Source organism: Pseudomonas alkylphenolica (genome assembly GCF_004025535.1).
GTDB classification, from domain to species: Bacteria; Pseudomonadota; Gammaproteobacteria; order Pseudomonadales; family Pseudomonadaceae; genus Aquipseudomonas; species Aquipseudomonas alkylphenolica_A.
In genome coordinates, this window is the sequence record NZ_QJRG01000048.1 from 60,693 (window position 1) to 84,839 (window position 24,147).

Annotated in this window: 25 protein-coding genes and 1 pseudogene; 18 read left to right on the plus strand and 8 right to left on the minus strand. The window is 61.0% G+C overall.

Features of this window, described 5'->3' with window-relative positions; translation table 11 throughout:
- The first annotated feature begins 27 nt into the window (after window positions 1-27).
- From DM813_RS21040 to DM813_RS21080, 9 genes are all read left to right on the plus strand, one after another.
- Window positions 28-1,839: an extracellular solute-binding protein gene (locus tag DM813_RS21040; RefSeq protein ID WP_241653231.1), complete on the plus strand. Its 1,812-nt coding sequence runs from the start codon at window positions 28-30 to the stop codon at window positions 1,837-1,839.
- On the plus strand, window positions 1,836-2,894 hold the full coding sequence (locus DM813_RS21045) for a microcin C ABC transporter permease YejB (RefSeq protein ID WP_128325332.1): 1,059 nt from the start codon (window positions 1,836-1,838) through the stop codon (window positions 2,892-2,894). The genes DM813_RS21040 and DM813_RS21045 overlap by 4 nt, the downstream gene beginning before the upstream one ends.
- Before the next feature lies 1 nt (window position 2,895).
- Window positions 2,896-3,918 (plus strand): ABC transporter permease, encoded by a 1,023-nt coding sequence (locus tag DM813_RS21050; protein ID WP_128325333.1) that lies wholly within the window; start codon window positions 2,896-2,898, stop codon window positions 3,916-3,918.
- Window positions 3,919-3,948: 30 nt separating this feature from the next.
- Window positions 3,949-5,349 carry a sigma-54 interaction domain-containing protein gene (locus tag DM813_RS21055; RefSeq protein ID WP_128325334.1) on the plus strand — a complete coding sequence of 467 codons (1,401 nt, stop codon included), beginning with the start codon at window positions 3,949-3,951 and terminating at the stop codon, window positions 5,347-5,349.
- 232 nt (window positions 5,350-5,581) lie between these two features.
- On the plus strand, window positions 5,582-6,973 hold the full coding sequence (locus DM813_RS21060; RefSeq protein WP_128325335.1) for a GntP family permease: 1,392 nt from the start codon (window positions 5,582-5,584) through the stop codon (window positions 6,971-6,973).
- Window positions 6,974-6,983: 10 nt separating this feature from the next.
- A complete protein-coding gene (hbdH, locus tag DM813_RS21065) occupies window positions 6,984-7,754 on the plus strand; it encodes a 3-hydroxybutyrate dehydrogenase (protein ID WP_128325336.1) in 771 nt (256 codons plus the stop codon).
- 57 nt (window positions 7,755-7,811) lie between these two features.
- Window positions 7,812-8,291 (plus strand): serine protease inhibitor ecotin, encoded by a 480-nt coding sequence (gene eco / locus DM813_RS21070; RefSeq protein WP_128325337.1) that lies wholly within the window; start codon window positions 7,812-7,814, stop codon window positions 8,289-8,291.
- A 26-nt stretch (window positions 8,292-8,317) separates the two neighbouring features.
- Window positions 8,318-10,279, plus strand: a complete 1,962-nt coding sequence (locus DM813_RS21075; protein ID WP_128325338.1) for an acetoacetate--CoA ligase — start codon at window positions 8,318-8,320, stop codon at window positions 10,277-10,279.
- Between the two features lie 34 nt (window positions 10,280-10,313).
- Entirely contained in the window at window positions 10,314-10,589 is a 276-nt protein-coding gene (locus DM813_RS21080) for a peptidylprolyl isomerase (protein ID WP_128325339.1), read from the plus strand.
- Here the strand turns inward: DM813_RS21080 and DM813_RS21085 are convergent.
- The 3 genes from DM813_RS21085 to DM813_RS21095 all read right to left on the minus strand — a co-directional run bounded on the left by DM813_RS21085 (window position 10,586) and on the right by DM813_RS21095 (window position 12,479).
- On the minus strand, window positions 10,586-10,846 hold the full coding sequence (locus DM813_RS21085) for a DUF1652 domain-containing protein (RefSeq protein WP_128325340.1): 261 nt from the start codon (window positions 10,844-10,846) through the stop codon (window positions 10,586-10,588). The genes DM813_RS21080 and DM813_RS21085 overlap by 4 nt on opposite strands.
- Window positions 10,847-10,989: 143 nt before the next feature.
- On the minus strand, window positions 10,990-11,616 hold the full coding sequence (locus tag DM813_RS21090; RefSeq protein ID WP_128325341.1) for a LysE family translocator: 627 nt from the start codon (window positions 11,614-11,616) through the stop codon (window positions 10,990-10,992).
- Window positions 11,617-11,783: 167 nt separating this feature from the next.
- Window positions 11,784-12,479: a metallophosphoesterase gene (locus DM813_RS21095; protein ID WP_128325342.1), complete on the minus strand. Its 696-nt coding sequence runs from the start codon at window positions 12,477-12,479 to the stop codon at window positions 11,784-11,786.
- 76 nt (window positions 12,480-12,555) lie between these two features.
- Between DM813_RS21095 and DM813_RS21100 the strand changes: the two genes are divergently transcribed.
- Together DM813_RS21100 and DM813_RS21105 are read left to right on the plus strand one after the other, a co-directional pair.
- Window positions 12,556-13,074: a DUF3016 domain-containing protein gene (locus DM813_RS21100; RefSeq protein ID WP_128325343.1), complete on the plus strand. Its 519-nt coding sequence runs from the start codon at window positions 12,556-12,558 to the stop codon at window positions 13,072-13,074.
- 57 nt (window positions 13,075-13,131) lie between these two features.
- Window positions 13,132-13,416 carry a hypothetical protein gene (locus tag DM813_RS21105; protein WP_128325344.1) on the plus strand — a complete coding sequence of 95 codons (285 nt, stop codon included), beginning with the start codon at window positions 13,132-13,134 and terminating at the stop codon, window positions 13,414-13,416.
- 94 nt (window positions 13,417-13,510) lie between these two features.
- On the opposite strand, the gene DM813_RS21110 is transcribed toward DM813_RS21105, so the two are convergent.
- The gene (locus DM813_RS21110; protein WP_128325345.1) at window positions 13,511-13,939 is read right to left on the minus strand and encodes a TOBE domain-containing protein; all 429 of its coding nucleotides are present in this window, start codon (window positions 13,937-13,939) and stop codon (window positions 13,511-13,513) included.
- 257 nt (window positions 13,940-14,196) lie between these two features.
- On the opposite strand from DM813_RS21110, the gene DM813_RS21115 reads away from it, so the two are divergent.
- The 4 genes from DM813_RS21115 to DM813_RS21130 all read left to right on the plus strand — a co-directional run bounded on the left by DM813_RS21115 (window position 14,197) and on the right by DM813_RS21130 (window position 18,557).
- Complete coding sequence (locus DM813_RS21115) at window positions 14,197-14,907, plus strand: ferric reductase-like transmembrane domain-containing protein (RefSeq protein ID WP_164897278.1); 711 nt, start codon at window positions 14,197-14,199, stop codon at window positions 14,905-14,907.
- On the plus strand, window positions 14,904-15,278 hold the full coding sequence (locus tag DM813_RS29065; RefSeq protein ID WP_128325346.1) for a cytochrome c3 family protein: 375 nt from the start codon (window positions 14,904-14,906) through the stop codon (window positions 15,276-15,278). The genes DM813_RS21115 and DM813_RS29065 overlap by 4 nt, the downstream gene beginning before the upstream one ends.
- 327 nt (window positions 15,279-15,605) lie before the next feature.
- Window positions 15,606-17,192, plus strand: a complete 1,587-nt coding sequence (locus DM813_RS21125) for an ABC-F family ATPase (protein ID WP_128325347.1) — start codon at window positions 15,606-15,608, stop codon at window positions 17,190-17,192.
- Between the two features lie 174 nt (window positions 17,193-17,366).
- Window positions 17,367-18,557: an MFS transporter gene (locus DM813_RS21130; RefSeq protein ID WP_128325348.1), complete on the plus strand. Its 1,191-nt coding sequence runs from the start codon at window positions 17,367-17,369 to the stop codon at window positions 18,555-18,557.
- Here the strand turns inward: DM813_RS21130 and DM813_RS21135 are convergent.
- Window positions 18,551-19,582 carry an alpha/beta hydrolase family protein gene (locus DM813_RS21135; protein WP_128325349.1) on the minus strand — a complete coding sequence of 344 codons (1,032 nt, stop codon included), beginning with the start codon at window positions 19,580-19,582 and terminating at the stop codon, window positions 18,551-18,553. The two genes, DM813_RS21130 and DM813_RS21135, sit on opposite strands and share 7 nt — an antisense overlap.
- 142 nt (window positions 19,583-19,724) lie before the next feature.
- A complete protein-coding gene (locus DM813_RS21140; RefSeq protein WP_128325350.1) occupies window positions 19,725-20,336 on the minus strand; it encodes an FMN-dependent NADH-azoreductase in 612 nt (203 codons plus the stop codon).
- Window positions 20,337-20,464: 128 nt separating this feature from the next.
- On the opposite strand from DM813_RS21140, the gene DM813_RS21145 reads away from it, so the two are divergent.
- Together DM813_RS21145 and DM813_RS21150 are read left to right on the plus strand one after the other, a co-directional pair.
- Window positions 20,465-21,373 carry a LysR substrate-binding domain-containing protein gene (locus DM813_RS21145; RefSeq protein WP_128325351.1) on the plus strand — a complete coding sequence of 303 codons (909 nt, stop codon included), beginning with the start codon at window positions 20,465-20,467 and terminating at the stop codon, window positions 21,371-21,373.
- Window positions 21,366-21,725, plus strand: a complete 360-nt coding sequence (locus DM813_RS21150; RefSeq protein WP_128325352.1) for an MmcQ/YjbR family DNA-binding protein — start codon at window positions 21,366-21,368, stop codon at window positions 21,723-21,725. Before DM813_RS21145 ends, DM813_RS21150 begins: the two co-directional genes overlap by 8 nt.
- Here the strand turns inward: DM813_RS21150 and DM813_RS21155 are convergent.
- Together DM813_RS21155 and DM813_RS21160 are read right to left on the minus strand one after the other, a co-directional pair.
- Entirely contained in the window at window positions 21,718-22,158 is a 441-nt protein-coding gene (locus DM813_RS21155) for a DUF1294 domain-containing protein (RefSeq protein WP_128325353.1), read from the minus strand. The genes DM813_RS21150 and DM813_RS21155 overlap by 8 nt on opposite strands.
- A 4-nt stretch (window positions 22,159-22,162) precedes the next feature.
- Window positions 22,163-22,993, minus strand: coding sequence for an undecaprenyl-diphosphate phosphatase (locus DM813_RS21160; protein WP_128325354.1), 831 nt, complete (start codon window positions 22,991-22,993; stop codon window positions 22,163-22,165).
- A gap of 388 nt (window positions 22,994-23,381) precedes the next feature.
- Here DM813_RS21160 and DM813_RS29070 point away from each other — a divergent pair.
- A pseudogene (locus DM813_RS29070) lies at window positions 23,382-24,068 on the plus strand (cache domain-containing protein); the annotation flags it as partial.
- Between the last annotated feature and the right edge of the window lie 79 nt (window positions 24,069-24,147).

The following is a 24,147-nucleotide window of genomic DNA, read 5'->3' on the forward strand; positions in this document are numbered from 1 at the left end:
CGTTCCTCTCTTTTTGCCGTCTTTACCCTGGCCCTGGCCTGGACCCAAACCGGTCTGGCTGCCCCCAGCCATGCGTTGACTGTCTACGGCGAAGCACCGCGCTATCAGCCCGGTTTCCAGCATTTCGAATACGCCAATCCTGACGCCCCCAAAGGCGGCAGTCTGCGTCGCTCGGCCATCGAGATCGGCCAGTTCGACCACGTGCTGCCCTACATCGACAAGGGCATCGGTGTGGCTGAAGTTGACGGCTGGCTGTATGCGCCGCTGGCAATACGCTCACAGGACGAGCCGTACACCGTTTACGGATTGATCGCCCGCCAGATGGAGCGCGACCCCGAGGGGCTCTGGCTGCGCTTCTACCTCGATCCCCGCGCGCAATTTGCCGACGGCCAGCCCGTGCGTGCAGAAGATGTGCGCTACACCTTCGAGCTGTTCATGCGCGAAGGCAACCTCAAGTACCGCACACAATTTGCCGATGTCGAGCGGGTCGAAATCGAAGGGCCGCGCCAGGTTCGATTCGTCTTCAAGAGCAACCAGAGCCGCACCCTGCCCCTGGACCTTGCCACCCTGCCGGTACTGCCCGAGCACTGGTGGAAAACCCGCGACTTTGCCAGCGGTGGCGGCTTCGAAGCGCCTGTAGGCAGCGGGCCGTACCGGATCGGGCAGATCGACAACGGCCGCAGCATTACCTTTGAGCGCAACCCGATCTGGTGGGCCCGCGACTTGCCGGTCAATCGCGGGCGCTACAACTTCGATCGCCTGCGCATCGAATATTTCGGCGACACCGAGGTGGCCCGGCAGGTATTGCGCGGCGGTGGCTACGACTACAACCGCGAGTTTTCCGCCACCGGCTACTCCATTGGCTACAACAGCCCGGCACTGGACGACGGCCGTTTGCAACGTGCCCACCTGGCCAAGCAAGCGCCACAACCGGCCCAGGGCTTTGTCTTCAACTTGCAGCGCCCTGTATTCAAAGACCGACGCGTACGCCAGGCGCTGGCGATGCTCTGGGACTTTGAGTGGAGCAACCGGCAGATGATGCGCAACCTGTACATTCGCCAGCAGAGCTTTTTCTCCAACAGCGTCCTGGCGGCACGCGCGTTACCCGACGCGGGCGAGTTGGCGCTGCTTGAACCGCTTCGTGGGCAAGTACCCGAAGACGTGTTTACCCGCGTGTTCGAGGCACCCCGCACTGACGGCTCAGGGCTGATTCGGGACAAACAGCTTCGGGCGCTGGAGCTGTTGAAGGCGGCAGGCTGGAAACCTGAAGGCGATCAACTGGTCAACGCCGAGAGCGAGCCGCTGCGTTTCACTTTCCTCAATGGCCAGGCCGGCTTCGAGCGCTTGCTGCTGCCATGGAAGCGCACCCTGGCCCAGATCGGCATCACCCTCGACATTCGCCGTATCGACGCTTCCCAGTACGTCAACCGGTTGATGGCGCGTGACTACGACATGATCGTCACCGGCTACCCGGTCACCCCTTCACCTGGCCTTGAGCTGTACAACTATTTTGGCTCGGCGGCGGCCAATGACCCGGGCTCGAACAACTACATGGCCCTGCAAGACCCGGCGGTCGACCGGCTGATCGACGGCCTGGTCAAAGCCAGCACCCAGGCCGACATGCTCCGCCATGCCCATGCGCTGGACCGGGTGCTGCAGTGGAACTACTACTGGATCCCCAATTACTACCCGCCGGGCACCTCCACCGTCTGGTGGAACCGTTTCGGCTTGCCGAAAGTACAAGCGAGCAATGACGAAGGCCTGGACAGCTGGTGGGAAGTCAGCCCCACGGCGCTGACCAACGCGCAAATGGCCCAGCGCCTCAAGGAGCAGCCATGACCGCCTACATCCTGCGTCGCTTGTTACTGATCATCCCGACCCTGTTGATCATCCTGCTGGTGAACTTCGTCATCGTTCAGGCTGCACCGGGTGGCCCGGTGGAACAGGCCATCGCCCGCTTGCAAGGTATTGGCGGCGGCGCGCCGGGGGCCAGTGTCGAGACCGTGCACACCAGCTCCCGTGCCAGCCGCGGCCTGGACCCGAAACTGATCGAAGACATCAAACGCCAGTACGGTTTCGACAAGTCGGCGCCGGAGCGGCTGTGGTTGATGCTCACGCAATACGCCCACCTTGATTTCGGCAGCAGCTTTTTTCGCGGCGCCAAGGTCACCGACCTGATCCTCGAAAAGATGCCGGTCACCCTGTCCCTGGGCTTTTGGGCAACGCTCATTACCTACCTGGTGTCGATTCCGCTGGGCATTCGCAAGGCCATCCGCCACGGCACGGCGTTCGATGCCTGGAGCAGCAGCCTGATCGTAATCGGCTATGCCCTGCCCTCGTTTCTGTTCGCGCTGCTGTTGATCGTGGTGTTTGCCGGCGGCACGTCGCTGAACTGGTTTCCGGTGCGCGGGCTGGTGTCGGAGGATTTCGACCAGTTGAGCCTGCTCGGCAAGGTGGCCGATTACTTTTGGCACCTGGTGCTACCCGTAGGCGCCCTGGTCATCGGCGGCTTCGCCACGCTGACCCTGCTGACCAAGAACGCCTTCCTCAACGAGATCACCCGTCAATACGTCATCACTGCGCGGGCCAAGGGCCTGAGCGAGCAGCGGGTGCTGTACGGGCATGTGTTTCGCAACGCCATTTTGCTGGTGGTCGCCGGTATTCCCCAGGCCCTGATCAGCGTATTTTTTGCAGGTTCCCTGCTGATCGAGGTGATCTTCTCCCTCGATGGCCTGGGACGCATGAGCTACGAGGCGGCAGTGTCCCGGGACTATCCGGTGGTGTTTGGTTCGTTGTTCATTTTCACCCTGTTCGGCTTGCTGATCCGCCTGGTCGGCGACCTCTGCTACACCCTGGTCGATCCGCGCATCGACTTTGCGACGAGGGCGCATTGATATGTTCAGCCTGTCTCCGCTGTCGCGCCGACGACTGCAAAACTTCCGTCGCAATCGTCGTGGCTGGTACTCCCTGTGGATGTTCGCCGTATTGCTGGTGCTGAGCCTGGGAGCGGAACTGGTAGCCAACGACAAGCCCTTGGTCATGGGTTATCAGGGACAACTGTATTTCCCTGCATTCAAGCGTTACACCGAACAGACCTTTGGCGGGCAGCTACCCTTCCAGCCGGATTACCGCAGCCAGTACGTGCAGCAACTGATCAAGGATCAGCACGGCTGGATGCTGTTCGCGCCGATTCCCTTCAGTGCCGATACCCCCAATTACGACCTGCAGCAGCCGACGCCCAGCCCGCCCACCACCACCAACTGGCTGGGCACCGACGACCAGGGCCGCGATGTGCTGGCGCGGGTATTGTACGGCACCCGTGTGTCGATCCTGTTTGCCCTGGCCCTGACCCTGATCAGCACGGTGATCGGCATTGCTGCCGGCGCCCTGCAGGGCTACCACGGTGGCTGGGTCGACCTGATCGGCCAGCGCCTGCTGGAAGTCTGGTCGGGATTGCCGGTGCTTTACCTGCTGATCATCCTCAGCGGCTTCGTCGAGCCCAATTTCTGGTGGTTGCTGGGAATCATGGCGCTATTCTCCTGGCTGGCACTGGTGGATGCGGTACGCGCCGAGTTCCTCCGTGGGCGTAACCTTGAGTACGTGCAGGCGGCACGGGCGCTGGGGCTGCAGGACCGCGGGATCATCCTGCGGCACATCCTGCCCAATGCCATGAACGCCACCTTTACTTACTTGCCGTTCATTCTCACCGGCGCCATTACCACCCTCACCGCCCTGGACTTTCTCGGCTTCGGCATGCCGGCCGGCAGTGCCTCGCTGGGCGAACTGGTAAACCAGGGCAAACAGAATCTGCAGGCACCGTGGCTGGGCTTTACCGCGTTCTTTGCCCTGGCATTGATCCTGTCGTTGCTGGTGTTCATTGGCGATGCCTTGCGCGAAGCCTTCGATCCACGGGCATAATCGCAACCTTTGACCTTCAGGGAGCGGTTTATGCCTGCCAATGACAGCCTCAAGGACTATCAGCAGGTTCGCCTGCTGGCGATCCGTTCACTGTTCGAAATCATCGAGCAGTCAAGCGAAGGCACCATCATTGTTGACCGCGATGCGCGCATTGTCTGGATGAACGAGCGCTACGCCCGGCGCTTTGGCCTGGAAGACGCCGTCAGTGCCATCGGCCAGCCCTGCGAGAGTGTGATTCCCGGCAGCCTGATGCGTGAGGTGGTGAACAACGGCAAGCCGATTCTGCTGGACATGCTCGACACCCCCAAGGAGCCGCTGGTGGTGATGCGCCTGCCGGTACACGACGGTGACGGCGCGCTGATCGGCGCCATCGGCTTTGCCTTGTTCGACGAACTGCGCAGCCTGTCGCCACTGCTCAAGCGCTACGCCAGCATGCAGCAGGAACTGGCTTCAACCCGTTCGCTGCTGCGCGCCCGGCAAGCCAAATACAACTTTGCCCAGTTCATCGGCACCAGCGCTGCCAGCCTTGAGGTCAAGCGCCGGGCGCGACGCGGGGCCAGCAGCGATTCTGCAGTGTTGCTGCTGGGTGAAACCGGTACCGGCAAAGAGCTGCTGGCCCATGCCATCCACGCGGCTTCGCCACGGGCGCACAAAGCCTTCGTCAGCATCAACAGCGCGGCCATTCCCGACACCTTGCTGGAAGCCGAATTCTTCGGCACCGCGCCGGGGGCCTACACCGGTGCCGATCGCAAAGGCCGGCCTGGCAAGCTACAACTGGCCGAGGGCGGCACGCTGTTTCTCGACGAAATTGGCGACATGCCATTGCCGCTGCAGAGCAAGTTGCTACGGGTGCTTCAGGAAAAGGAGTACGAACCGGTCGGTTCCAACCAGATGATGCGCAGCGATGTGCGCATCATTGCCGCGACCTCCACCGACCTCGGCGCCGCCATGGCCCGCGGCGAGTTTCGCGCCGACCTCTATTACCGTCTCAACGTACTGCCGATCCAGGTGCCACCGCTGCGTGAGCGTCTGGACGATCTGCCGGCCCTGACTGAAGCCATCCTGGAAGAGCTGGGCAGTCAGCATGAACTGGACGACGAGGCACTGATGTTGCTCTCGCGCCATGCCTGGCCTGGCAACATCCGCGAGCTGCGCAATGTGCTGGAACGCGCCACCTTGCTCGCCGACCACGCGCACCTGGGGGCGCGTGACATTCAGTCCGCGCTTGGCCACCTGACACCGCTGCAGGTGACGACTCCGCAACTGGACTATAAGCAAGCGTGCGCGGCGTTCGAGCGGCAGCTGCTGAGCAACACACTGGCCCGTTGCAACGGCAACGTGCCGCAAGCCGCACGGCAACTGGGGCTGGGACGGTCTACCCTGTATAAAAAGTTGGTGGCACTGGATATTTGTCTCGATAAAGAGACTTGAGTCTCAAATTATAGACGGTCGAATTTCAGCGGGTTAAAGCGGTTCGAATGCATTGCAGCTGATCGCCAAGGTGCCGGGCCTCTACCAGCCTGTCTCTATTTGGAGACTGTTTTAGATCAACACATCACTTTTCTGTAAAATATTGATGTATTTCAATAGGTTATAAAGTTGGCACGATTCCCGCTATCTCCTTGCAACCAACAAAAACAAGATTCACCCAAGGAGACACTCGATGAGTGTGATCATTGCCCTGGCAGCCCTCGCGCTGCTGATGCTGGCTGCTTACCGTGGTTATAGCGTTATCCTCTTCGCCCCCATCGCCGCCCTTGGCGCGGTGCTGCTCACCGACCCTTCCGCTGTCGCCCCGACGTTTACCGGGGTGTTCATGGAAAAGATGGTCGGCTTTATCAAGCTGTACTTTCCGGTGTTCCTGCTCGGCGCGGTGTTCGGCAAGCTGATCGAGCTGTCCGGCTTCTCGCGATCCATCGTGGCGGCGGCCATTCGCTTGCTGGGTACGCGCCAGGCCATGCTGGTGATCGTGCTGGTGTGTGCCTTGCTGACCTATGGCGGTGTGTCGCTGTTCGTGGTGGTGTTTGCGGTCTACCCGTTTGCCGCCGAGATGTTTCGCCAAAGTAACATCCCCAAGCGCTTGATCCCGGCGACCATTGCCCTGGGCGCGTTTTCGTTCACCATGGATGCCCTGCCCGGCACACCGCAGATCCAGAACATCATCCCCAGTACCTTTTTCAACACCACCGCCTGGGCCGCGCCCTGGCTCGGCCTGATCGGTACCCTGTTCGTTTTCTGCACCGGCATGCTCTACCTGCAGCGCCAACGCAACAAAGCCCAGCGCGCCGGCGAAGGCTACGGCACCGACCTGCGCAACGAACCGGAAACCGCCGCCGACCTGACCCTGCCCAACCCGCTGCTGGCGCTCTCACCGCTGTTGTTGGTCGGTATCATGAATCTGTTGTTCACCCACTGGATTCCGGCCTGGTACGGCAAGACCCACACCCTGCAGCTACCGGGCATGAGCGCACCGGTACAGACCGATATCGCCAAGCTCACCGCCATCTGGGCCGTCGAGGCAGCGTTGCTGCTGGGCATTGTGCTGGTGCTGGTGGCGGGTTTCGGGGCGATCAAAAGCCGTCTCGCCGAAGGCAGCAAAAGCGCGGTGAGCGGTGCGCTGCTGGCGGCGATGAACACCGCCTCCGAATACGGCTTCGGCGCAGTGATCGCCTCGTTGCCGGGGTTCCTGGTGCTTGCCGATGCCCTGCGCGCGATCCCCAACCCGCTGGTCAACGAAGCCATTACCGTCACCTTGCTGGCCGGTATCACCGGTTCCGCCTCCGGCGGGATGAGCATTGCCCTGGCGGCGATGTCCGACAGTTTCATTGCCGCCGCCAACGCCGCCAACATTCCGCTTGAAGTCCTGCACCGGGTGGCCGCGATGGCCAGCGGCGGCATGGATACCCTGCCACACAACGGCGCAGTGATTACCTTGCTGGCCGTCACCGGCCTTACCCACCGGGAAGCCTACAAGGACATTTTCGGTATTACCCTGATCAAGACCCTGGCGGTGTTCGTGGTGATCGCCACCTTCTACGCGACCGGTATCGTTTAAGGAGCAGCAGATGAATCTCAACGGTAAAACAGCAGTGGTCACCGGCTCCACCAGCGGCATCGGCCTGGGCATCGCCCATGTCCTGGCCAAAGCGGGCGCCAACTTGATCCTCAACGGCTTCGGCGACATCAAGGCAGCGATTGCCGAGGTCGCGCGCCACGGTACCCGGGTGGGCCATCACCCGGCCGACCTCGGTAGCGTAGAGCAGATTGAAGACCTGTTCGCCTACGCCGAGCGCGAGTTCGGCGGCGTCGACATCCTGGTCAACAACGCCGGCATCCAGCATGTCGCACCGGTTGAAGCGTTCCCGGTAGAGCGCTGGGACGCGATCATCGCCATTAACCTCAGCGCGGTGTTCCACGGCACCCGCCTGGCACTGCCCGGCATGCGTCAGCGTAACTGGGGGCGCATCGTCAACATCGCCTCCGTGCATGGCCAGGTGGGCTCCACGGGCAAGGCGGCCTATGTCGCCGCCAAGCACGGTGTCATCGGGTTGACCAAGGTGGTCGGGCTTGAAACCGCTACCAGCAATATCACCTGCAATGCCATCTGCCCTGGCTGGGTACTCACGCCACTGGTGCAGAAACAGATCGACGACCGCGTTGCCAACGGTGTCGACCCGCAACAGGCCCAGCACGATCTGCTGGCCGAGAAGCAGCCTTCATTGTCATTCGTCACTCCCGAGCACCTGGGCGAACTGGTATTGTTTCTCTGTAGCGAAGCTGGCAGCCAGGTTCGCGGCGCCGCCTGGAACATCGATGGCGGCTGGTTGGCCCAATAACGGCAACCCTTGGGGATCTGGCTGCTGCATCGTATTTTTTACCTGCAAGGAGGCCCTATGCGCCCGATCCCTTTCACCGCGTTGCTCACCCTGGCCCTGGCCGTCGGTACTTCCGTACAGGCTGCCAGCCTCAAAGACGTAGCGCCCTACCCAGAGGCCGAAAAAGGCTTTACGCGCCAGGTGATCCACCTGCCGCAGCAAGACGATGAGTCAGCGTTCAAGCTTGAAGTACTGGCCGGCAAGCAACTGCAGGTCGACTGCAACCGCCAACACCTGGGCGGAACGCTTGAAGAGAAGACCCTGCAGGGCTGGGGCTACAGCTATTACCGCCTGGAAAAAGTCATGGGGCCGGCCTCGACCTTGATGGCCTGCCCGCAAAACACCAAGCAAGAAGCCTTTGTGCCGGTGGTGGGCGACGGTTTCCTGCTGCGTTACAACAGCAAGCTGCCGGTGGTGGTCTACGTGCCTGAAGGAGTGCAGGTGCGCTACCGCATCTGGTCGGCATCGACCGACGTGAAAAACGCGACCGTGGAATAACACCACCCGGCCAAGGAGATCGCGGCATGAATGAAGTGCTCTGGCGCCCTTGCGAGGCGCGCATAAAGGCCAGCCGTATGGATGCCTTTCGCCGCGAGGTCAATCGCAGGTACGGCCTGGCACTTGCCGACTACGATGATCTGCATCGCTGGAGCATCGACCAGCGTGCCGCGTTCTGGCAAACCCTTGCCGACTATTTTCAGGTGCGCTGGCATCAGCCGGCCACCGAGGTCCTCAGTGAAGGCCAACAGATGCCCGACGCCCGCTGGTTCAGCGGCGCCACCCTGAATTTTGCCGAGCACCTGCTGCGCCGCCGCGACGCACATCCGGCGTTGATCTCGGTACGCGAAGATGGCCAGCGCCAGGTCATCTCCCATGCCGAGCTGGCCGAGCAAGTCGCCGGGTTGCAACGCAGCTTCAAGGCCGCCGGTATCGGCGTGGGCGACCGCGTTGCCGCGTGCATGCCCAATACCTGGCAGACGCTGGTGGCAATGCTTGCGTGCACCAGCCTGGGCGCGATCTGGTCGTGCTCGTCACCCGAATTCGGCACCCACGGTATCATCGACCGCTTCGGTCAGATTGAGCCCAAACTGCTGATGGTGTGTGCGGGCTACCAGTACGCAGGCAAAGCCATCGATCAGGTCGACAAGATCAACGAAGTGCTGGCGCAACTGCCCGGTCTCGAACACCTGCTGGTAGTGCCTTATACCCGCAAGCACATCCGCACCGACGAATTCCACAGCACAGCCAAGACCTGGCTGTGGAACGATTTCTATCAGGCCGGGGGCGAACCGCAGTTCACCCCGCTGCCTTTCGATCACCCGCTGTACATTCTTTACTCCAGCGGGACCACTGGCGTACCCAAATGCATTGTGCACAGCGCTGGTGGCGTGCTGTTGCAACACCTTAAAGAGCATGGATTGCACAATGACCTGAGCAGCGAGGATGTGCTGTTCTACTACACCACCTGCGGCTGGATGATGTGGAACTGGCTGGTCAGCGGCCTGGCGGTCGGCACTACCCTGGTGTTGTACGACGGTTCGCCGTTTCACCCCGGCCCCGAGCGCTTGCTCGACCTGATCGACAGCGAGCAGATCAGCGCCTTCGGTACCAGTGCCAAGTACCTGGCCGCCCTAGAGCATGCTCATCTGCAACCGCGACTGAGTCACCGCCTTACTTCGCTCAAGCTGTTGCTGTCCACCGGGTCACCGCTTTCGCCGGAGAGCTACGACTACGTGTACCGCGAGTTCAAGCACGACTTGTGCCTGGCGTCGATGTCGGGTGGCACCGACATCTGCTCGTGCTTCGTCATCGGCAATCCGCTACTGCCGGTACGCCGCGGGCAGATCCAGTGCAAAAGCCTGGGCATGGCGGTAGAGGTCTGGGATGACAAGGGTCGCCCGCTGGTAGGCGAGAAAGGCGAGTTGGTCAACACTCGACATTTTCCGGCGATGCCACTGGGTTTCTGGAACGACCCGCAGGGTGAGCGCTTTCGTGCGGCGTATTTCAGCCAGTTCCCGGGCGTGTGGGCTCAGGGCGACTATGCAGAAGCGTTTCCTGAAGGCGGCATGATCATTCATGGCCGCTCGGACGCGGTGCTCAACCCCGGTGGTGTGCGCATCGGTACCGCGGAAATCTATCGGCAAGTGGACACGATTGACGAAGTACTCGAAAGCGTAGCCATAGGCCAACGCTGGCAGAACGATGTCCGGGTTGTGCTGTTCGTGCGCCTGCGTGAGGGCCTGCAGCTGGACGAAACACTTCAAAAGCGCATCCGTCAGGTGATCCGCAACAACACCACACCGCGCCACGTACCGGCGGTGATTCTCGCGGTGACTGACATTCCGCGGACCATCAGCGGCAAGGTGGTGGAACTGGCCATTCGCAATGTAGTGCATGGGGAACCGGTGAAAAACACCGACGCGCTGGCCAACCCCGAAGCGCTGGCGCAATTTCGTGACCGCCCGGAGCTGCGCGATCAGGCATAATGTGTGGTTTTACCGCTTTGCGAAGGTACCCGAGATGAAAGCACAGGCCCGGCATATTCTGGTCAAGACCGCTGAAGAAGCCGAACAGCTCAAGCAACGCATCGCCAAAGGCGAAGCGTTCGATGTGCTGGCCAAAAAACACTCCACCTGCCCGTCCGGCAAGCGCGGTGGCGACCTGGGCGAAGTGCGACCTGGGCAAATGGTCGGTGCCATCGACCAGGTCATTTTCAAGAAGCCGCTGCGCGTGGTGCACGGCCCGATCAAAAGCAAGTTCGGTTATCACCTGGTGCAGGTGTTCTACCGCGATTAAAGGCTATCGCTTCGCCGCCCTGCGCGTTGCAGGCGCTGGTCAGCCAGGTCGTTGCGCAAGCCCAGGATCAGATTGGAAATCGCCCGGCTGCTGGTCAACTGGTCAGCGCTGATGCCCGTCACCAGCAGGTCGACCCGCTCGCAGCTGCGGTCGAACACCTTGACGGTCAACGAGCGATCAGCTGCCTGGGTGCATTGGCAGCGGGTGGGTAAAAAACTGCTTTCTATGATATTGCGCAACTCCAGGGTCGAGAGCATCGGTACTTCTCCTTGGCAGGTGGCGGACAGCGGTCCCGTGTTGCCCGGTCCACCCACCAGCCTAGGCGATATTTCCCATGGAATCAGACCCATTCACTATAAGGACCTGCGCACTTCACCCCGTGGGCAGCCCGCCAGCCATCCTAACCCCGCCGTGCAGCCAGTAGTCCAATCCCCGCAAGACTTAGCAAAGCAGCACTGACCCGGTTGAACACCCGCCGCGGCCCTGGCTGGTTGAACCAGCGTTGCAGGTAAGCACCCAGCCAGGCGTAGATGGCAATGGCCGCCCACTCCAGCAACAGGAACAGCCCGCCCAGCCAGGCGAACTGCTCCGACACCGGCATCGGGCTTGCGACCTGGACAAACTGTGGCAAGAACGCGGTGAAAATCAGAATCGCCTTGGGGTTGCCCGCCGCCACCAGAAACTCCTGGCGCGCCAGGCGCATCATGCCGACGTTCTGTTCACTGCGCACAGCTGTGACCGCCACCGGAGCGCGCCACAATTGCCAGGCGATATAAAACAGGTAGGCAGCGCCCAGCACCTTGATCGCCAGGAACAGGTACTCACTGGTGTAGAGCACCACCGCCAGCCCCATGGCCGCCAGCGCGATCATGCCGGCAAACGCCAGCAAGCGACCGGCACCGGCCGCACAGGCGGTACGCAGGCCGTAACGGCTGGCGTTGTTGAGGGACAACAGGTTGTTCGGCCCCGGTGCCATGTTCAGGGCAAAACAGGCAGGCACGAACAAAGCGAGGGTGGACAGGTCCATGGCAGGCTCCGGCAGTGTGAGCGGTTAGGGTCTGCTCGCCGCGCCTTCGAGGTCAAGGTACAGTTGGGCGAAATAATTGTGCACCGACGCTTCGCCGCTGATAGTTCACCTAACGTCACCTACCAACGTGCCCCGTGCCCTGCTGATCACTCAGGCACCGGGCGTTATCATTCATCGGCCATGGCGTTGACCAGGCTGAGGCTGTCCAGCGCCAACAGGCTGAAGTGCCCGCGGGACCAGCCACCGGTGTCGATGTGCCAGATGTTGCCCAGCACCCTGATTTCGCGCAAAGGCGTGTGACCCACGATCAGCGCCCGCAACCCTTCGACCGGCGACGCATCATCCACTTGCAGGCGATGCCGGGACCATTGGCAATATTCCTCAAGCGCCGGGGCCAGCTGACCCTGCAACTGCTCGCATAAATCCGGCCAACTGGCGAAAGGACAATCCGCATGGATCATGCCAACTGGCCCTCGCGCTGTCTCGACCTCCATCGCCAGCGGCATGCGGGCAAACCGCTCGGCAAACCGTGCCTGCTCGCTCTCCGGCAAGTCGAGAAACCAGCCACCACCAGCCGCACGGTATTGCCCGTAGTCGAGCCAGCCGCCGCTGACGTGAGTCACCGCCAAGGCTTCGTGGTTGCCCTGTACTGCATGGAACCAGGGCTGTTCCAGCCAGTCCAGCGCATCGATACACTCCGGCCCACGGTCGACCAGATCACCTACGCTAAATAGCCGGTCAACCTTCGGGTCGAACCCGATGTGCTTCAGTTGCGCCGACACACGCTGAAAGTGCCCGTGAATATCACCGACGGCATAATCCCTGCCCTGGTGGTTGGCGGCGAACCGCTCGATCCTGCTCACTGTGTTCTCCCCTCACCCGCCATCCCTGGCAGGCGTACAATAAAACCGTGCAGACGCCTGCACCCGGAGGTGAATCATGCGCGCTGTCCTGAACGTACTCATCCTGAGCCTGTTGGCTCCCTACAGTTTGGCTCAAACACCGGCAAACGCATCGGTTGAAGTCAATTACGTCAATCCCGAACATTTTCGCGATGCCAGCCTGGACAGCAATGGCTATGAGCGCGGCGCCGACGAGCAGGTCATGAAAACCCTGCGCGCCTACCTGCAGACGCTGGGCGAACGCTACTTGCCCATGGGTCAGACGCTGCGCATCGACATCCGTGACATCGACCTGGCAGGTCGCTACGAGCCCTGGCATGCGCAGGCTTACAGCGTGCGTTTCATGCGTGACATCACCTGGCCCAGTATCGAACTACACTATGTGCTGTCGCAAAACGGTCAGACGCTGAACCAGGCAGATGCCCACCTGAGTGACAAGTTTTACCTGCAGCGTCCGGGCCGCAGCACCACCAGCGACCGCCTGTATGCGGAAAAAGCCATGCTCAACGAATGGTTCCGCAAACAATTTGCCGTGCAACACCAGACGTCGTCTTGAACCATTGCGATCAACGCCGCGTCTGAACCTGTGTGTACTGAGCAGAGGACAACAAGAATGGTCACTCACTACAAGGTTTCCGGTCACCTGGCTTGCGGCCACCACGGCAGCAACCTGATCTCTACCACCGAGCTCAACCGCGTTAAATGTCGCAGCTGTCGCAACACCGACGCTTACAAAGACGCCCGTCGCGATCAGCGCAATGCAGCCCGCCGCGCGGCACGCAAGGCCAAGTCGCAGCATACCGCCACTGACTGGCGCAGCGCCTGGACCGAACGCCTGACCGCCATGCCCGGGCTGCAACGCCTGCCGCGGGGCTTTCATGGCCAGGCTTTTGTCTAGCTAGACGCGTTTGCTGCTGCTTTTCGGCCATGAACCGACCGCTGCCCCGGTGGCGCAGCGGTCGGTTTACGTTTGCGTGTTTCAACGCGAGCGATCAGGCCGGAACACCCAGAATGATGTGAGACGCCTTGATCACAGCCGTAGCGCTGACACCGGTCTTCAAGCCAAGCTCGGTTACCGCATCACGGGTCACGATCGAGTACACCTTCGAACCACCGGCAAGCTCCACCACCACTTCAGCATTGACGGCACCATCGGTGACGCTCAGCACCTTGCCTTCCAGGCAGTTACGCGCCGACAGGCGGATATCGCTGGACTCGGTCATCAGCATTACCCAGGGCGCTTTGACCAGAGCAACGGCGTCTTTGCCTACGGCGATACCGAGGCTGCGGATACTTTCCATGGTAACCACTGCAACCAGTTGTTCGCCGCCCGGAAGCGTCAGCACCACTTCAGCGTTGACCGCCCCTGCCTGAACCTGGCTGACCTGACCTTTGAACACGTTGCGTGCACTGACTTTCATGTGACAAATCCTTTTTCCTGACTTACGGGTTAGGTTTTAGCCGCATCATCACCTTTACCGTCATGTAGTGACAACTGCAGCGCTTGAATAAAGTGTCGACTTACGGCGGTTCGAACCCTTATAGCCCATTCCTGATCGCAAGGTTGTCACGGCCAACAACACATTTGGCGCTCAGACACCAAAGCCACCAAGCCTGCACGGTGATAATCCCAGGGCAAAACGCTTTCTGAAGGGCGCTCTCCAGGAGGAGTCCAAGCGTGGCCCACCTCATTCTTCGTCTAACGACCCTGTTTGTCCTGCCATTCGTGCTGTTGTTTCTCGCCGATGCAATGCCTGGCATCAGTCCGCTGTGGGATTTTGCCAATGCGGCCGGATTCTTTTCCGGACTATTGTTGGCTGCACTGTTTATCTACAACGGCCGCCCACTCTCCAAGCCTTACTACGATGGCAAGTTCTTCATGAACCTGCATCGGGACTTGAGTTTTGCTGCCGCACTGCTTTTGCTCGTGCACATCGGCGTCCTGTTGATGAGCGAACCCTTGGTCATCGATTACCTTAAACCTTCGGCTGCATGGCCCATGCTCAGTGGCACGCTGGCCACACTGCTGTTGGTCTTTTCAGTGCCCGCCAGCCTGTCCGGTGTTCGGCAGAAAATCTGGCGCAATCACCAGCGATTCAAAACCTGGCATTACCGTTTGTGCACGCTGATGCTGTTGCTGATGGCCGTGCATATTATCGGCGCGGGTTTCTATACCGCAGAGCGGTGGAAAGCGCTGTTATGGGCGGGACTTACCGCTGCTGCAATCGTCAAACCGTTACTTGCGCGGCCATCACGTGAACGTGGCAACGGACCGAGGCGACGCAATACCGCACTGTTTGCCAGCCGCTTGAGTGCGGGCATGGCGCTCTTCGCGCTGACGCTGGCCGTCGGGTTCGCGCTACTGGCCAATAGTGACTTGCCGCTATGAGGTGCACGCAGCTTCTTGGCTGGCTGATACCGGCAGCTGCGCTCGGTTATGCCGTGTTCGCCGGTCACGCGCAACTGGTTCGAACGCGGCCCCTCCTCCCGCTCGACTTCAACCATCAACTGCATGGCAAGGTGAACTGCCTCACCTGCCACCATGATTACGCCGATCATGCGTCTTCTCCCCCATCCGGTGAGCGCACATGCCTTTTGTGCCACAAGAAGACCCCGGCGCTGGCCCTGCGCATTGAGCAGGACTTCCATGCATTGTGCCGGGATTGCCATCTGAAGCAGTCACAGGTATTTCACGCCGCCGGGCCGATCCGTGAGTGTCAGCGTTGTCATGTGCCAACCACGTTGAACTTGCCGAAATAAAGCGGGATGTGGATCACCGCACCAAGTGGTACAATCGCGCCCTTCATGCCCCGCGCCCGATGCGTCGGGCAGCCTTGAGCGTCAACAGTCCGACACGCGCCACCCCCACGCAAGCATGTGCCTGATGGCCGGGATGAACCCGGGTTCATCACCAATACACTCGGCCATGTGTCGCGTTGCTGCGCTGAATCGACGAAAAATGGATCAGCTCCTCCTCGGCTTGGAAGGAGCTGGAAAGCTGCCGATCCCTGACGATTTGGCCAAAAACAGTGCCACGATCGTTGCCGGCACCTAAACACACTTCTGGATACCCCGCAGGAACATCACTTGATCTCCACCGCTAACATCACCATGCAGTTCGGCGCCAAGCCGTTGTTCGAGAACGTCTCGGTCAAGTTCAACAACGGTAACCGTTATGGCCTGATCGGCGCCAACGGCTGCGGCAAGTCGACCTTCATGAAAATCCTCGGCAACGACCTGGAGCCTTCGGCCGGTCAGGTCATGCTCGAGCCGAACGTGCGTCTGGGCAAGCTGCGCCAGGACCAGTTCGCCTACGAAGAATTCACCGTGATCGACACCGTGATCATGGGCCACGAGGAACTGTGGCGGGTCAAGGCCGAGCGTGATCGCATCTACTCGCTGCCGGAAATGACCGAAGAAGACGGCATGGCCGTTGCCGAGCTGGAAACCGAATTCGCCGAGATGGACGGCTACACCGCCGAGTCCCGTGCTGGCGAACTGTTGCTGGGCCTGGGTATTCCCCTGGAACAGCATTTCGGTCCGATGACCGAAGTCGCGCCAGGCTGGAAGCTGCGTGTACTGCTGGCCCAGGCGTTGTTCTCCGACCCTGAAGTGCTGCTGCTCGACGAACCTACCAACCACCTGGATATCAACACTATCCGCTGGCTGGAAAGCATTCTCACGGCGCGTAACAGCACCATGATCATCATTTCCCACGACCGTCACTTCCTCAACAGCGTGTGCACCCACATGGCTGACCTGGACTACGGCGAGTTGCGCCTGTTCCCGGGCAACTACGATGAGTACATGACCGCCGCCACCCAGTCGCGCGAGCAACTGCTGTCGGACAACGCCAAGAAGAAAGCCCAGATCGCCGAACTGCAGACGTTCGTCAGCCGCTTCTCGGCCAACGCCTCGAAAGCCAAGCAGGCCACTTCCCGCGCCAAGCAGATCGACAAGATCCAGCTGGCCGAAGTCAAGCCATCGAGCCGTGTCAGCCCGTTCATCCGCTTCGAGCAGACCAAAAAGCTGCATCGCCAGGCCGTGACCATCGAGAAGCTGTCCAAAGGCTTCGAAGGCAAGACCCTGTTCCAGAACTTCAGCTTCACCGTTGAAGCCGGTGAGCGCGTAGCGATCATCGGCCCGAACGGTATCGGCAAGACCACCCTGCTGCGTACCCTGGTCGGCGAACTGGCTCCGGATGCCGGTGCGGTGAAGTGGACCGAAAGCGCCGAGCTGGGCTACTACGCCCAGGACCATGCTCACGACTTCGAAGACGACGTCAGCCTGTTCGACTGGATGGGCCAGTGGACCCAGGGCGAGCAGATGATCCGCGGCACCCTGGGCCGCATGCTGTTCTCCAACGACGAGATCCTCAAGTCGGTCAAGGTGATTTCCGGTGGTGAGCAAGGCCGCATGCTGTTCGGCAAGCTGATCCTGCAAAAGCCGAACGTGCTGATCATGGACGAACCGACCAACCACCTGGACATGGAGTCGATCGAGGCGCTTAACCTGGCGCTGGAAAACTACCCGGGCACGCTGGTTTTCGTCAGCCACGACCGTGAGTTCGTATCGTCCCTGGCCACCCGCATCATCGAGCTGAGCCCAAGCGGCGTCGTCGACTTCAGCGGCACCTACGATGACTACCTGCGTAGTCAGGGCGTCGTGGTTTAATCAGAGCGTTACGTCCTTGATCGCCGGCAAGCCGGCTCCTACAGGTCATCTGTAGGGGCCGGTTTACCGGCGATGTGTCGTCTGAACACCGTTAAAATTAGTTAGCCTGCTTTCTTTTAGCCTCGCCGCCAGCGATCATGGGCGCTCTCCCACCGCCCGCCAGCGAACGAGCTCATGTCCGCGTCACACCCCGCACCTGCCCACACCGCCTCGATCACCCTGCAGATCCTGTCGATCGTCTTCTATACCTTCATTGCCTTCCTCTGCATCGGCCTGCCGATCGCAGTGCTACCCGGCTATGTGCATGACCAGTTGGGATTCAGTGCCGTCATCGCCGGCCTCACCATCGGCCTGCAATACCTGGCCACCTTGCTCAGCCGCCCGTTCGCCGGACGTGTTGCCGACGGCCAGGGCACCAAGCGCGCCATTATCTACGGGTTGATTGGCATTGCTGTAAGCGGGTTATTGACCTGCGCCTCGGCGCTGACCGTCAACATGCCGCTATTGAGCCTGTTTACCCTTCTCGCCGGGCGTCTGTTCCTCGGCGTTGCCCAAGGCCTGATCGGCGTCGCCACCTTGAGCTGGGGCATTGGCGCTGTCGGTACCGAGCACACCGCCCGGGTTATTTCGTGGAATGGCATTGCCTCCTACGGCGCCATCGCCATCGGCGCGCCGGTAGGCGTGATGCTGGTCGATCAGGTCAACTTCGCCACGCTCGGCCTGGTGTTGTGCGTGCTCGCCTTACTGGCCTTGTGGGTGATTCGCAACAAGCCCTCGATGCCGGTGGTTCGCGGCGAGCGCCTGCCATTCTGGGCCGCATTTGCACGGGTTGCCCCCTGCGGCGTAGGCCTGACCCTGGCCTCGATCGGCTATGGCACCCTGACCACCTTTGTCACCCTGTTTTACCTGGAACAAGGCTGGACCGGCGCGGCCTGGTGCCTGAGTGCCTTTGGCCTGTGTTTCATTCTCTCGCGGCTGTTGTTCGTCAACGCCGTCAATCGCTTCGGCGGCTATCAGGTCGCGATTGTCTGCATGACCACTGAAGCGCTGGGCCTGGCCTTGCTGTGGCTCGCGCCAAGCCCCGTGTTGGCGCTGGTGGGTGCAGGCTTGACCGGCTTCGGCTTGTCGCTGGTGTACCCGGCGTTGGGGGTGGAAGCCATCAAGCAAGTGCCAGTCTCCAGCCGCGGCGCCGGCCTTGGCGCCTACGCGGTGTTCTTTGACCTGGCGCTGGCCATTGCCGGCCCCTTGATGGGCGCTGTGGCCCTGCACCTGGGCTACGCCTGGATCTTCTGTATCGCCGCCCTGCTGTCACTGGCCGGTGTCGGCCTGACCCTGCTGCTGTCGCGGCGGGCGCAGCATTATTGATTGGCGGTATTGAGCCCCGCACGCCCGGGATGCTTGAGCGTGCGGTTGAAAAAGTGTGCGGCTTCGCTTTGCAATGACAAATGAATGCCTTCACGGTCGACGCCTTCAGGATCGTTGCACAACGCGGCCATGTGTTCGCGTTGCTCGTCGTCACACGGCGCCATGAACACGAAATGCCCGGCACCCGCCAGCAGGCGGTAATTGGGAGCCACCGGTAGCTTGCGCGCCAGGGCCTGGGCATTCTTGTCGATCGCCAACAGCTGGTCGTTGTCGCCGCTGTAGATCAATGCCGGCACCTTTACATGCGCCAGAGCCTGGCGTCCGAACATCAGGCTGAGCGGTGCCATCAGCAACAAGGCATGAATGCGCGGATCTGCCTCGGCACCAAGGTCATCACGGTCGGCAATCAGCACGCCCTGGGTCTTGCAGGCATCGGCGTCCTGCGGACGTTCCTCGCAGTAGCGGCGCAGCCGCTCAAGATCAGGCTCTGCACCGGAAAGGATCAACGCGGTTTCGCCACCGGCCGAATAGCCGATCATGCCCACCTGCTTGCCGTCGACATAGGGCGACAGCAGCGGATCGGCAAGGCTTGCGGTAATGGCCGCACTGATCTGCAGCGGCCGCCCATAAAGGTTGCTCAAGGTGCCCAGGCGGCTGTGATCGTGGGCGTTGTCACCGGGGTGAGTGACTGCCACCACAATGAAACCGCGGCGCGCCAGCGCAGTAGCGAGATCGTGCAGGGCAAGGGGCGTGCCGGTGTTGCCATGCGAAAGCATCAGCAACGGATAGCGGCCAATGGCGATCGGTGCACCGGCAACCGCATCGACCCGATAGCCGTCGATACGACTGCTGCGCTCAGGGCCACTGGAAGGATAAAACGCCAATGCCTGGACAGGGCGCGCATCCAGCGGGTCGGCGAACGCCATGTGGTGCAGGCCGACACTCCAGTGCTGTGCAGGCTCTGCATGCACCACACTGGCCATGCCCAGCCAGCACATTATCCAGAACACCGCCAATTTGCGCATTTTGCCTTCACCCTGCCCGGCTGATGATCTGCCGGGTACCGGTCAAGCATAGAGCGCGCCAATGCGCCGCGGATGAAAGCTCAATGAAAAAACCGACAGCAGACATGGCCTGCTGTCGGTTTCGGTCACGCGTAGAGGCGGATCAAGCGGCGGCGAACAGCTCGGTGCTGATCTGTGCCTGGGCAGCGCTCATGGCATTGCTGCGGTGCTCGTCACCGTAGGCCAGACCGTGGGCACGCACGATCTCAAGATCAGTGACACCAATGAAGCCAAGGAACACCTTGAGGAACTCTTCATGGCCGACACCGGTAGGCTGGCCCGCGTGCAGACCACCGGCGGTGGATACCAGGATCACTTTCTTGTCACCGCACAGGCCTTCAGGGCCGGCTTCGGTGTAGCGGAAGGTCTTGCCGGCCACCGCAACACGGTCAATCCAGGCCTTGAGCTGGGTGGGGATGGTGAAGTTGTACATCGGTGCGCCAATCACTACGGCGTCGGCATCGAGAAACTCTTGCAAGGTTTCGCTGCTCAGCGCGGCTTCGTGTTGCTGAGCTGCATCACGCAGTGCTTCAGGGGTGCCGGCCGCAACCAGGGTGGCCGCCGAGAAGTGGCTGATCGCGTCGCTGGCCAGGTCGCGGTAAATAACCTCAAGCGATGGATCGGCCGCTTTCCAGGCCTCGACCACGCTGCGGCTCAGCTGACGGGAGGCGGAGTTGTCGCCCAGAATGCTCGAATCGATGTGCAACAGTTTCATGGTTCTCTCCTGAATGAAGACCGCATCTGGGCGATCACGATGGAGACAATCCTACTTGAGTCACCAATAGCTGATAAGTCAGCAAATTTGCGTTAGTTTGTCCTACTGACAGGACAATGGTGAGCGCCATGCAAGACCTCAACGACCTCTTCTACTTTGCCCGCGTGGTCGAAGCAGGCGGATTTGCCGCCGCCGGACGCCTGCTCGGGATCCCCAAGTCGCGCCTGTCCCGGCGTATTGCCGAACTGGAGGAGCGACTCGGCACGCGCTTGCTGCAGCGCACCACCCGCCAGCTGAAGTTGACCGCGGTGGGCGAGCGTTACCTGCGCCACTGCCAGGCCATGTTGCTGGAAGCAGAGATGGCCGATGAGGCGGTTGCCAGCATGACCAGCGCGCCGCGCGGGCGCTTGCGCGTATCCTGCCCGGTCGGGTTGGCCCATACCCTGCTGCCGCAAGTGATCAGCAGCTTTCTCGCGCAATATCCCCAGGTGCAACTGGACATGGTGCTGCTCAATCGCCGCGTCGACCTGATTACTGAGGGTATCGATGTCGCCCTGCGGGTACGCGACCTGGGTGATGAAGACCCGGCGCTGGTCACACGGCGCTTGCGCCAGGCACAGATGTACCTGGTTGCATCGCCCGAATTCGCTGCCGCCCACGCGCCGAGCACGCCGGAAGACCTCAGCGGTTTGCCCCTGCTCGGTGCCGTGGATGCCGACCGCCTGGTTCATCTGCGCCTGCTTGACGCCCGTGGCCATAAGCACGATTTGGCCATGGAAGCGCGCCTGGCCATCGACGACTTTATCGTACGTAAGGAGGCAGCGATCGCCGGGTTGGGCTTCACCGCCCTGCCAATCATACACTGTGAAGAGGAACTGGCCCGTGGCGCACTGGTGCGGCTGCTGCCAGGCTGGTCACTGCCCGGGGGCTATCTACAAGCGGTGTACCCGCACCGGCGCGGACTGTTGCCAGCCGTGCGGGTATGGATCGATCATCTGGTGGCATCGTTTGCAGAGTGCGGGGAGCGTTATGTCTGAGCGGCAAATCAGTGAAGAACAGGTAGCGCAATTCTGTTTAAGCCTGCCCGGCGCACGAGAGGATTACAAATGGGGCGGTATCCGGGTGTTCTCGATTGCCGGCAACAAGATGTTCGCGGTAATGGATCTGGCCGGTGCGGGGGTATCGTTCAAAGTCGCCAGCGAGCTGTTTCTTGGCTACGTGGACCGCCCCGGCGTACGCCCTGCACCTTACCTGGCGCGGGCGCACTGGATCAGCGTGGCACGCCCCTACTGCATGGGTCGCGAGGAGCTCTGGGATTTGCTGCAGCGCTCCCACCAACTGGTAGTCCGGCGCCTGCCAAAGCGCCTGCAGCCGGGCCTGCTCATCTGAGCAGCGGCCCCAGGGCGCTGCCCAACCAACGACCTCGGAACAACAGGTGGTCGATCCAGAACAACTGGTGCAGGGCGACAATCGCCCAGAAGCTCAGCTGGAACGACAGTTTGCGGGTTTTATGCCGAAACAGCTGCTGCGCCACCAGCGCGCCAGGCCAGCCACCACACAGTTCGCAGGCGTGCAGGACTTTCTCCGGTGTGCGCCAGCCCTGGTTACGGGCCTGTTGTTTGTCACGCCAGTACAGCGCAACACACACCAGGCTCGCGACCGGGTAAGCCACCGCAGGTAGCCAGGACTGCCCGCTGATCAACATCTGCAGAGAACCCGCCAGCGGCAGCAGGCACAGCCCGGCAAACACCAGCAACTTGCTGCGCAGATACTGAACCGCGCCGCTGTTACCCGCTGCGCGCTGCGCAGAAGCTCGGGTCATTGATTCAACCCTGCGCCGTAGCCCAGTCAACCCAGCCGAACTGCCAGGTCGCCAGGATGATCAGGCCAAACACGATGCGGTACCAGGCGAACATGGCATAGCTGTGGTTAGCGATGAAGCGCAGCAAGCCGCGTACCGCAATCATGGCGAAAATGAACGAGACCACGAAACCGATGGCGAACACCGGGAAATCGTCAGGCTGGAACAGGTGACGGTATTTGTAGCCGGAGTACACCGCAGCACCGACCATGGTCGGCATGGCCAGGAAGAACGAGAACTCGGTGGCCGCTTTACGCGACAAACCAAACAGCAAACCGCCGATGATGGTCGAACCAGAACGCGACGTACCCGGAATCATCGCCAGGCACTGTGCACAGCCGATTTTCAGGGCGTCGGTCCAGCGCATGTCATCCACCTGATCGACCTTGATGACATGCTGGCGGCGTTCGGCCCAGAGCATGATCACCCCGCCCACTACCAGCGCTACCGCCACGGTGATGGGGTTGAACAGGTATTCGTGGATCACGTCGGCAAACATCACGCCCAGCACCACCGCCGGCATGAACGCGATCAACAGGTTGGCAGTAAAACGCTGCGCCTGACGCTGCTTGGGCAAGCCCACGACAACATCGAAGATCTTGCGCCGAAACTCCCACACCACCGCCAGGATCGCCCCCAATTGAATGATGATGTTGAAGGCCATGGCCCGCTCACCACCGAAGTTGATCAGGTCAGCGACAATGATCTGGTGACCCGTGCTGGAGATCGGCAAGAATTCGGTCAAGCCTTCGACAATACCCAGTATGACGGCCTGCAAGCCTGTCCAAAGATCCATTATTTCCCTACGCAGCAATGCCTTAGGCATGCCCTTTTCTAGTTTGAATAAGCCAGAGGCGATTCGAGTAACCGGTTGTTTACAGCGGCTGTTGGTCGCAATGTCGACAGAAAAGTGCTGCCACCCTTCAGGTTTGTCGCGACCGGGCCGAAATCCTATCAGACCTCCGGTGTAAACGCTGCTGCTCAGCGCTACACATCTTGGCCGATACAGCCTTTAGGCTTTGGTCGAGTGGGTGGTTGGACAAAAGCATGCTGGGATGTACTTAACAATAAAAAGAATCCGGGGTGAGCGTTCCATGAAGACTCTACGAAGCATGTCAATCAGCCGGCGCTTGTGGCTGATTCTGGTGGTGGCGGTGGTAATGCTGCTGACCTTGGGCCTGTTGATGCTCAGGCAGATTCACGGTGACCTGTACCAGGCCAAAGCGCAGAAAACCCGCCACGTGGTGGAGACGGCCGCCGGTGTGCTGGCCTACTACCAGGGTCTGGAGGCCGCCGGTACCTTGAGTCGCGAGGCGGCGCAACAGCAGGCATTGAGCGTGGTGCGCGGCCTGCGGTATGACCAGAACGATTATTTCTGGATCAACGACCTGGGCCCGACGATGATCATGCACCCGGCCAACCCCAAGCTCGACGGTCAGAATCTGGCAGCCGTGCGCGATCCGGACGGCTTTGCCGTGTTCAACGAAATGGTCGCCCTGGCAAAAACCCAAGGCGCGGGCAACATTGGTTACCGCTGGCCCAAGCCGGGCGCCAGCGACCCCGTTGAGAAGACCTCCTACATTCAATTGTTCAAGCCCTGGGGCTGGATCATCGGCTCGGGCATCTATATCGACGACATGCAAGACGAGTTCATGCGCCAACTGCGCGACGCCTCGTTGCTGGGACTGGGTATTGCGCTGGTCATGACCCTGCTGGTGGTGCTGATCGCGCGCAGCATCTCCCGGCCTTTGCAGGATGCAGTCAATGCAATGGCCATGATCGCCAGCGGCGACAGCGACCTGACCCGCCGCCTGGATACCCATGGGCGCGATGAAGTCACCCAGCTGGGCGAGCACTTCAACCGCTTTACCAGCAGGTTACAAGGCGTTATTGGCCAGTTGCAGGGTGCGGCTCATGCCCTGGGGCAATCGGCGGTGGACGTCAGCAGCA

What these genes read in the sequence shown, in the direction of transcription:
- DM813_RS21045 (WP_128325332.1), top strand. Translation starts at nt 1,836, where the DNA reads ATGACCGCCTACATCCTGCGTCGCTTGTTACTGATCATCCCGACCCTG.
- DM813_RS21050 (WP_128325333.1), top strand. Translation starts at nt 2,896, where the DNA reads ATGTTCAGCCTGTCTCCGCTGTCGCGCCGACGACTGCAAAACTTCCGT.
- DM813_RS21055 (WP_128325334.1), top strand. Translation starts at nt 3,949, where the DNA reads ATGCCTGCCAATGACAGCCTCAAGGACTATCAGCAGGTTCGCCTGCTG.
- DM813_RS21060 (WP_128325335.1), top strand. Translation starts at nt 5,582, where the DNA reads ATGAGTGTGATCATTGCCCTGGCAGCCCTCGCGCTGCTGATGCTGGCT.
- hbdH (WP_128325336.1), top strand. Translation starts at nt 6,984, where the DNA reads ATGAATCTCAACGGTAAAACAGCAGTGGTCACCGGCTCCACCAGCGGC.
- eco (WP_128325337.1), top strand. Translation starts at nt 7,812, where the DNA reads ATGCGCCCGATCCCTTTCACCGCGTTGCTCACCCTGGCCCTGGCCGTC.
- DM813_RS21075 (WP_128325338.1), top strand. Translation starts at nt 8,318, where the DNA reads ATGAATGAAGTGCTCTGGCGCCCTTGCGAGGCGCGCATAAAGGCCAGC.
- DM813_RS21080 (WP_128325339.1), top strand. Translation starts at nt 10,314, where the DNA reads ATGAAAGCACAGGCCCGGCATATTCTGGTCAAGACCGCTGAAGAAGCC.
- DM813_RS21085 (WP_128325340.1), bottom strand. Translation starts at nt 10,846, where the DNA reads ATGCTCTCGACCCTGGAGTTGCGCAATATCATAGAAAGCAGTTTTTTA.
- DM813_RS21090 (WP_128325341.1), bottom strand. Translation starts at nt 11,616, where the DNA reads ATGGACCTGTCCACCCTCGCTTTGTTCGTGCCTGCCTGTTTTGCCCTG.
- DM813_RS21100 (WP_128325343.1), top strand. Translation starts at nt 12,556, where the DNA reads ATGCGCGCTGTCCTGAACGTACTCATCCTGAGCCTGTTGGCTCCCTAC.
- DM813_RS21105 (WP_128325344.1), top strand. Translation starts at nt 13,132, where the DNA reads ATGGTCACTCACTACAAGGTTTCCGGTCACCTGGCTTGCGGCCACCAC.
- DM813_RS21110 (WP_128325345.1), bottom strand. Translation starts at nt 13,939, where the DNA reads ATGAAAGTCAGTGCACGCAACGTGTTCAAAGGTCAGGTCAGCCAGGTT.
- DM813_RS29065 (WP_128325346.1), top strand. Translation starts at nt 14,904, where the DNA reads ATGAGGTGCACGCAGCTTCTTGGCTGGCTGATACCGGCAGCTGCGCTC.
- DM813_RS21130 (WP_128325348.1), top strand. Translation starts at nt 17,367, where the DNA reads ATGTCCGCGTCACACCCCGCACCTGCCCACACCGCCTCGATCACCCTG.
- DM813_RS21135 (WP_128325349.1), bottom strand. Translation starts at nt 19,582, where the DNA reads ATGCGCAAATTGGCGGTGTTCTGGATAATGTGCTGGCTGGGCATGGCC.
- DM813_RS21140 (WP_128325350.1), bottom strand. Translation starts at nt 20,336, where the DNA reads ATGAAACTGTTGCACATCGATTCGAGCATTCTGGGCGACAACTCCGCC.
- DM813_RS21145 (WP_128325351.1), top strand. Translation starts at nt 20,465, where the DNA reads ATGCAAGACCTCAACGACCTCTTCTACTTTGCCCGCGTGGTCGAAGCA.
- DM813_RS21150 (WP_128325352.1), top strand. Translation starts at nt 21,366, where the DNA reads ATGTCTGAGCGGCAAATCAGTGAAGAACAGGTAGCGCAATTCTGTTTA.
- DM813_RS21155 (WP_128325353.1), bottom strand. Translation starts at nt 22,158, where the DNA reads ATGACCCGAGCTTCTGCGCAGCGCGCAGCGGGTAACAGCGGCGCGGTT.
- DM813_RS21160 (WP_128325354.1), bottom strand. Translation starts at nt 22,993, where the DNA reads ATGGATCTTTGGACAGGCTTGCAGGCCGTCATACTGGGTATTGTCGAA.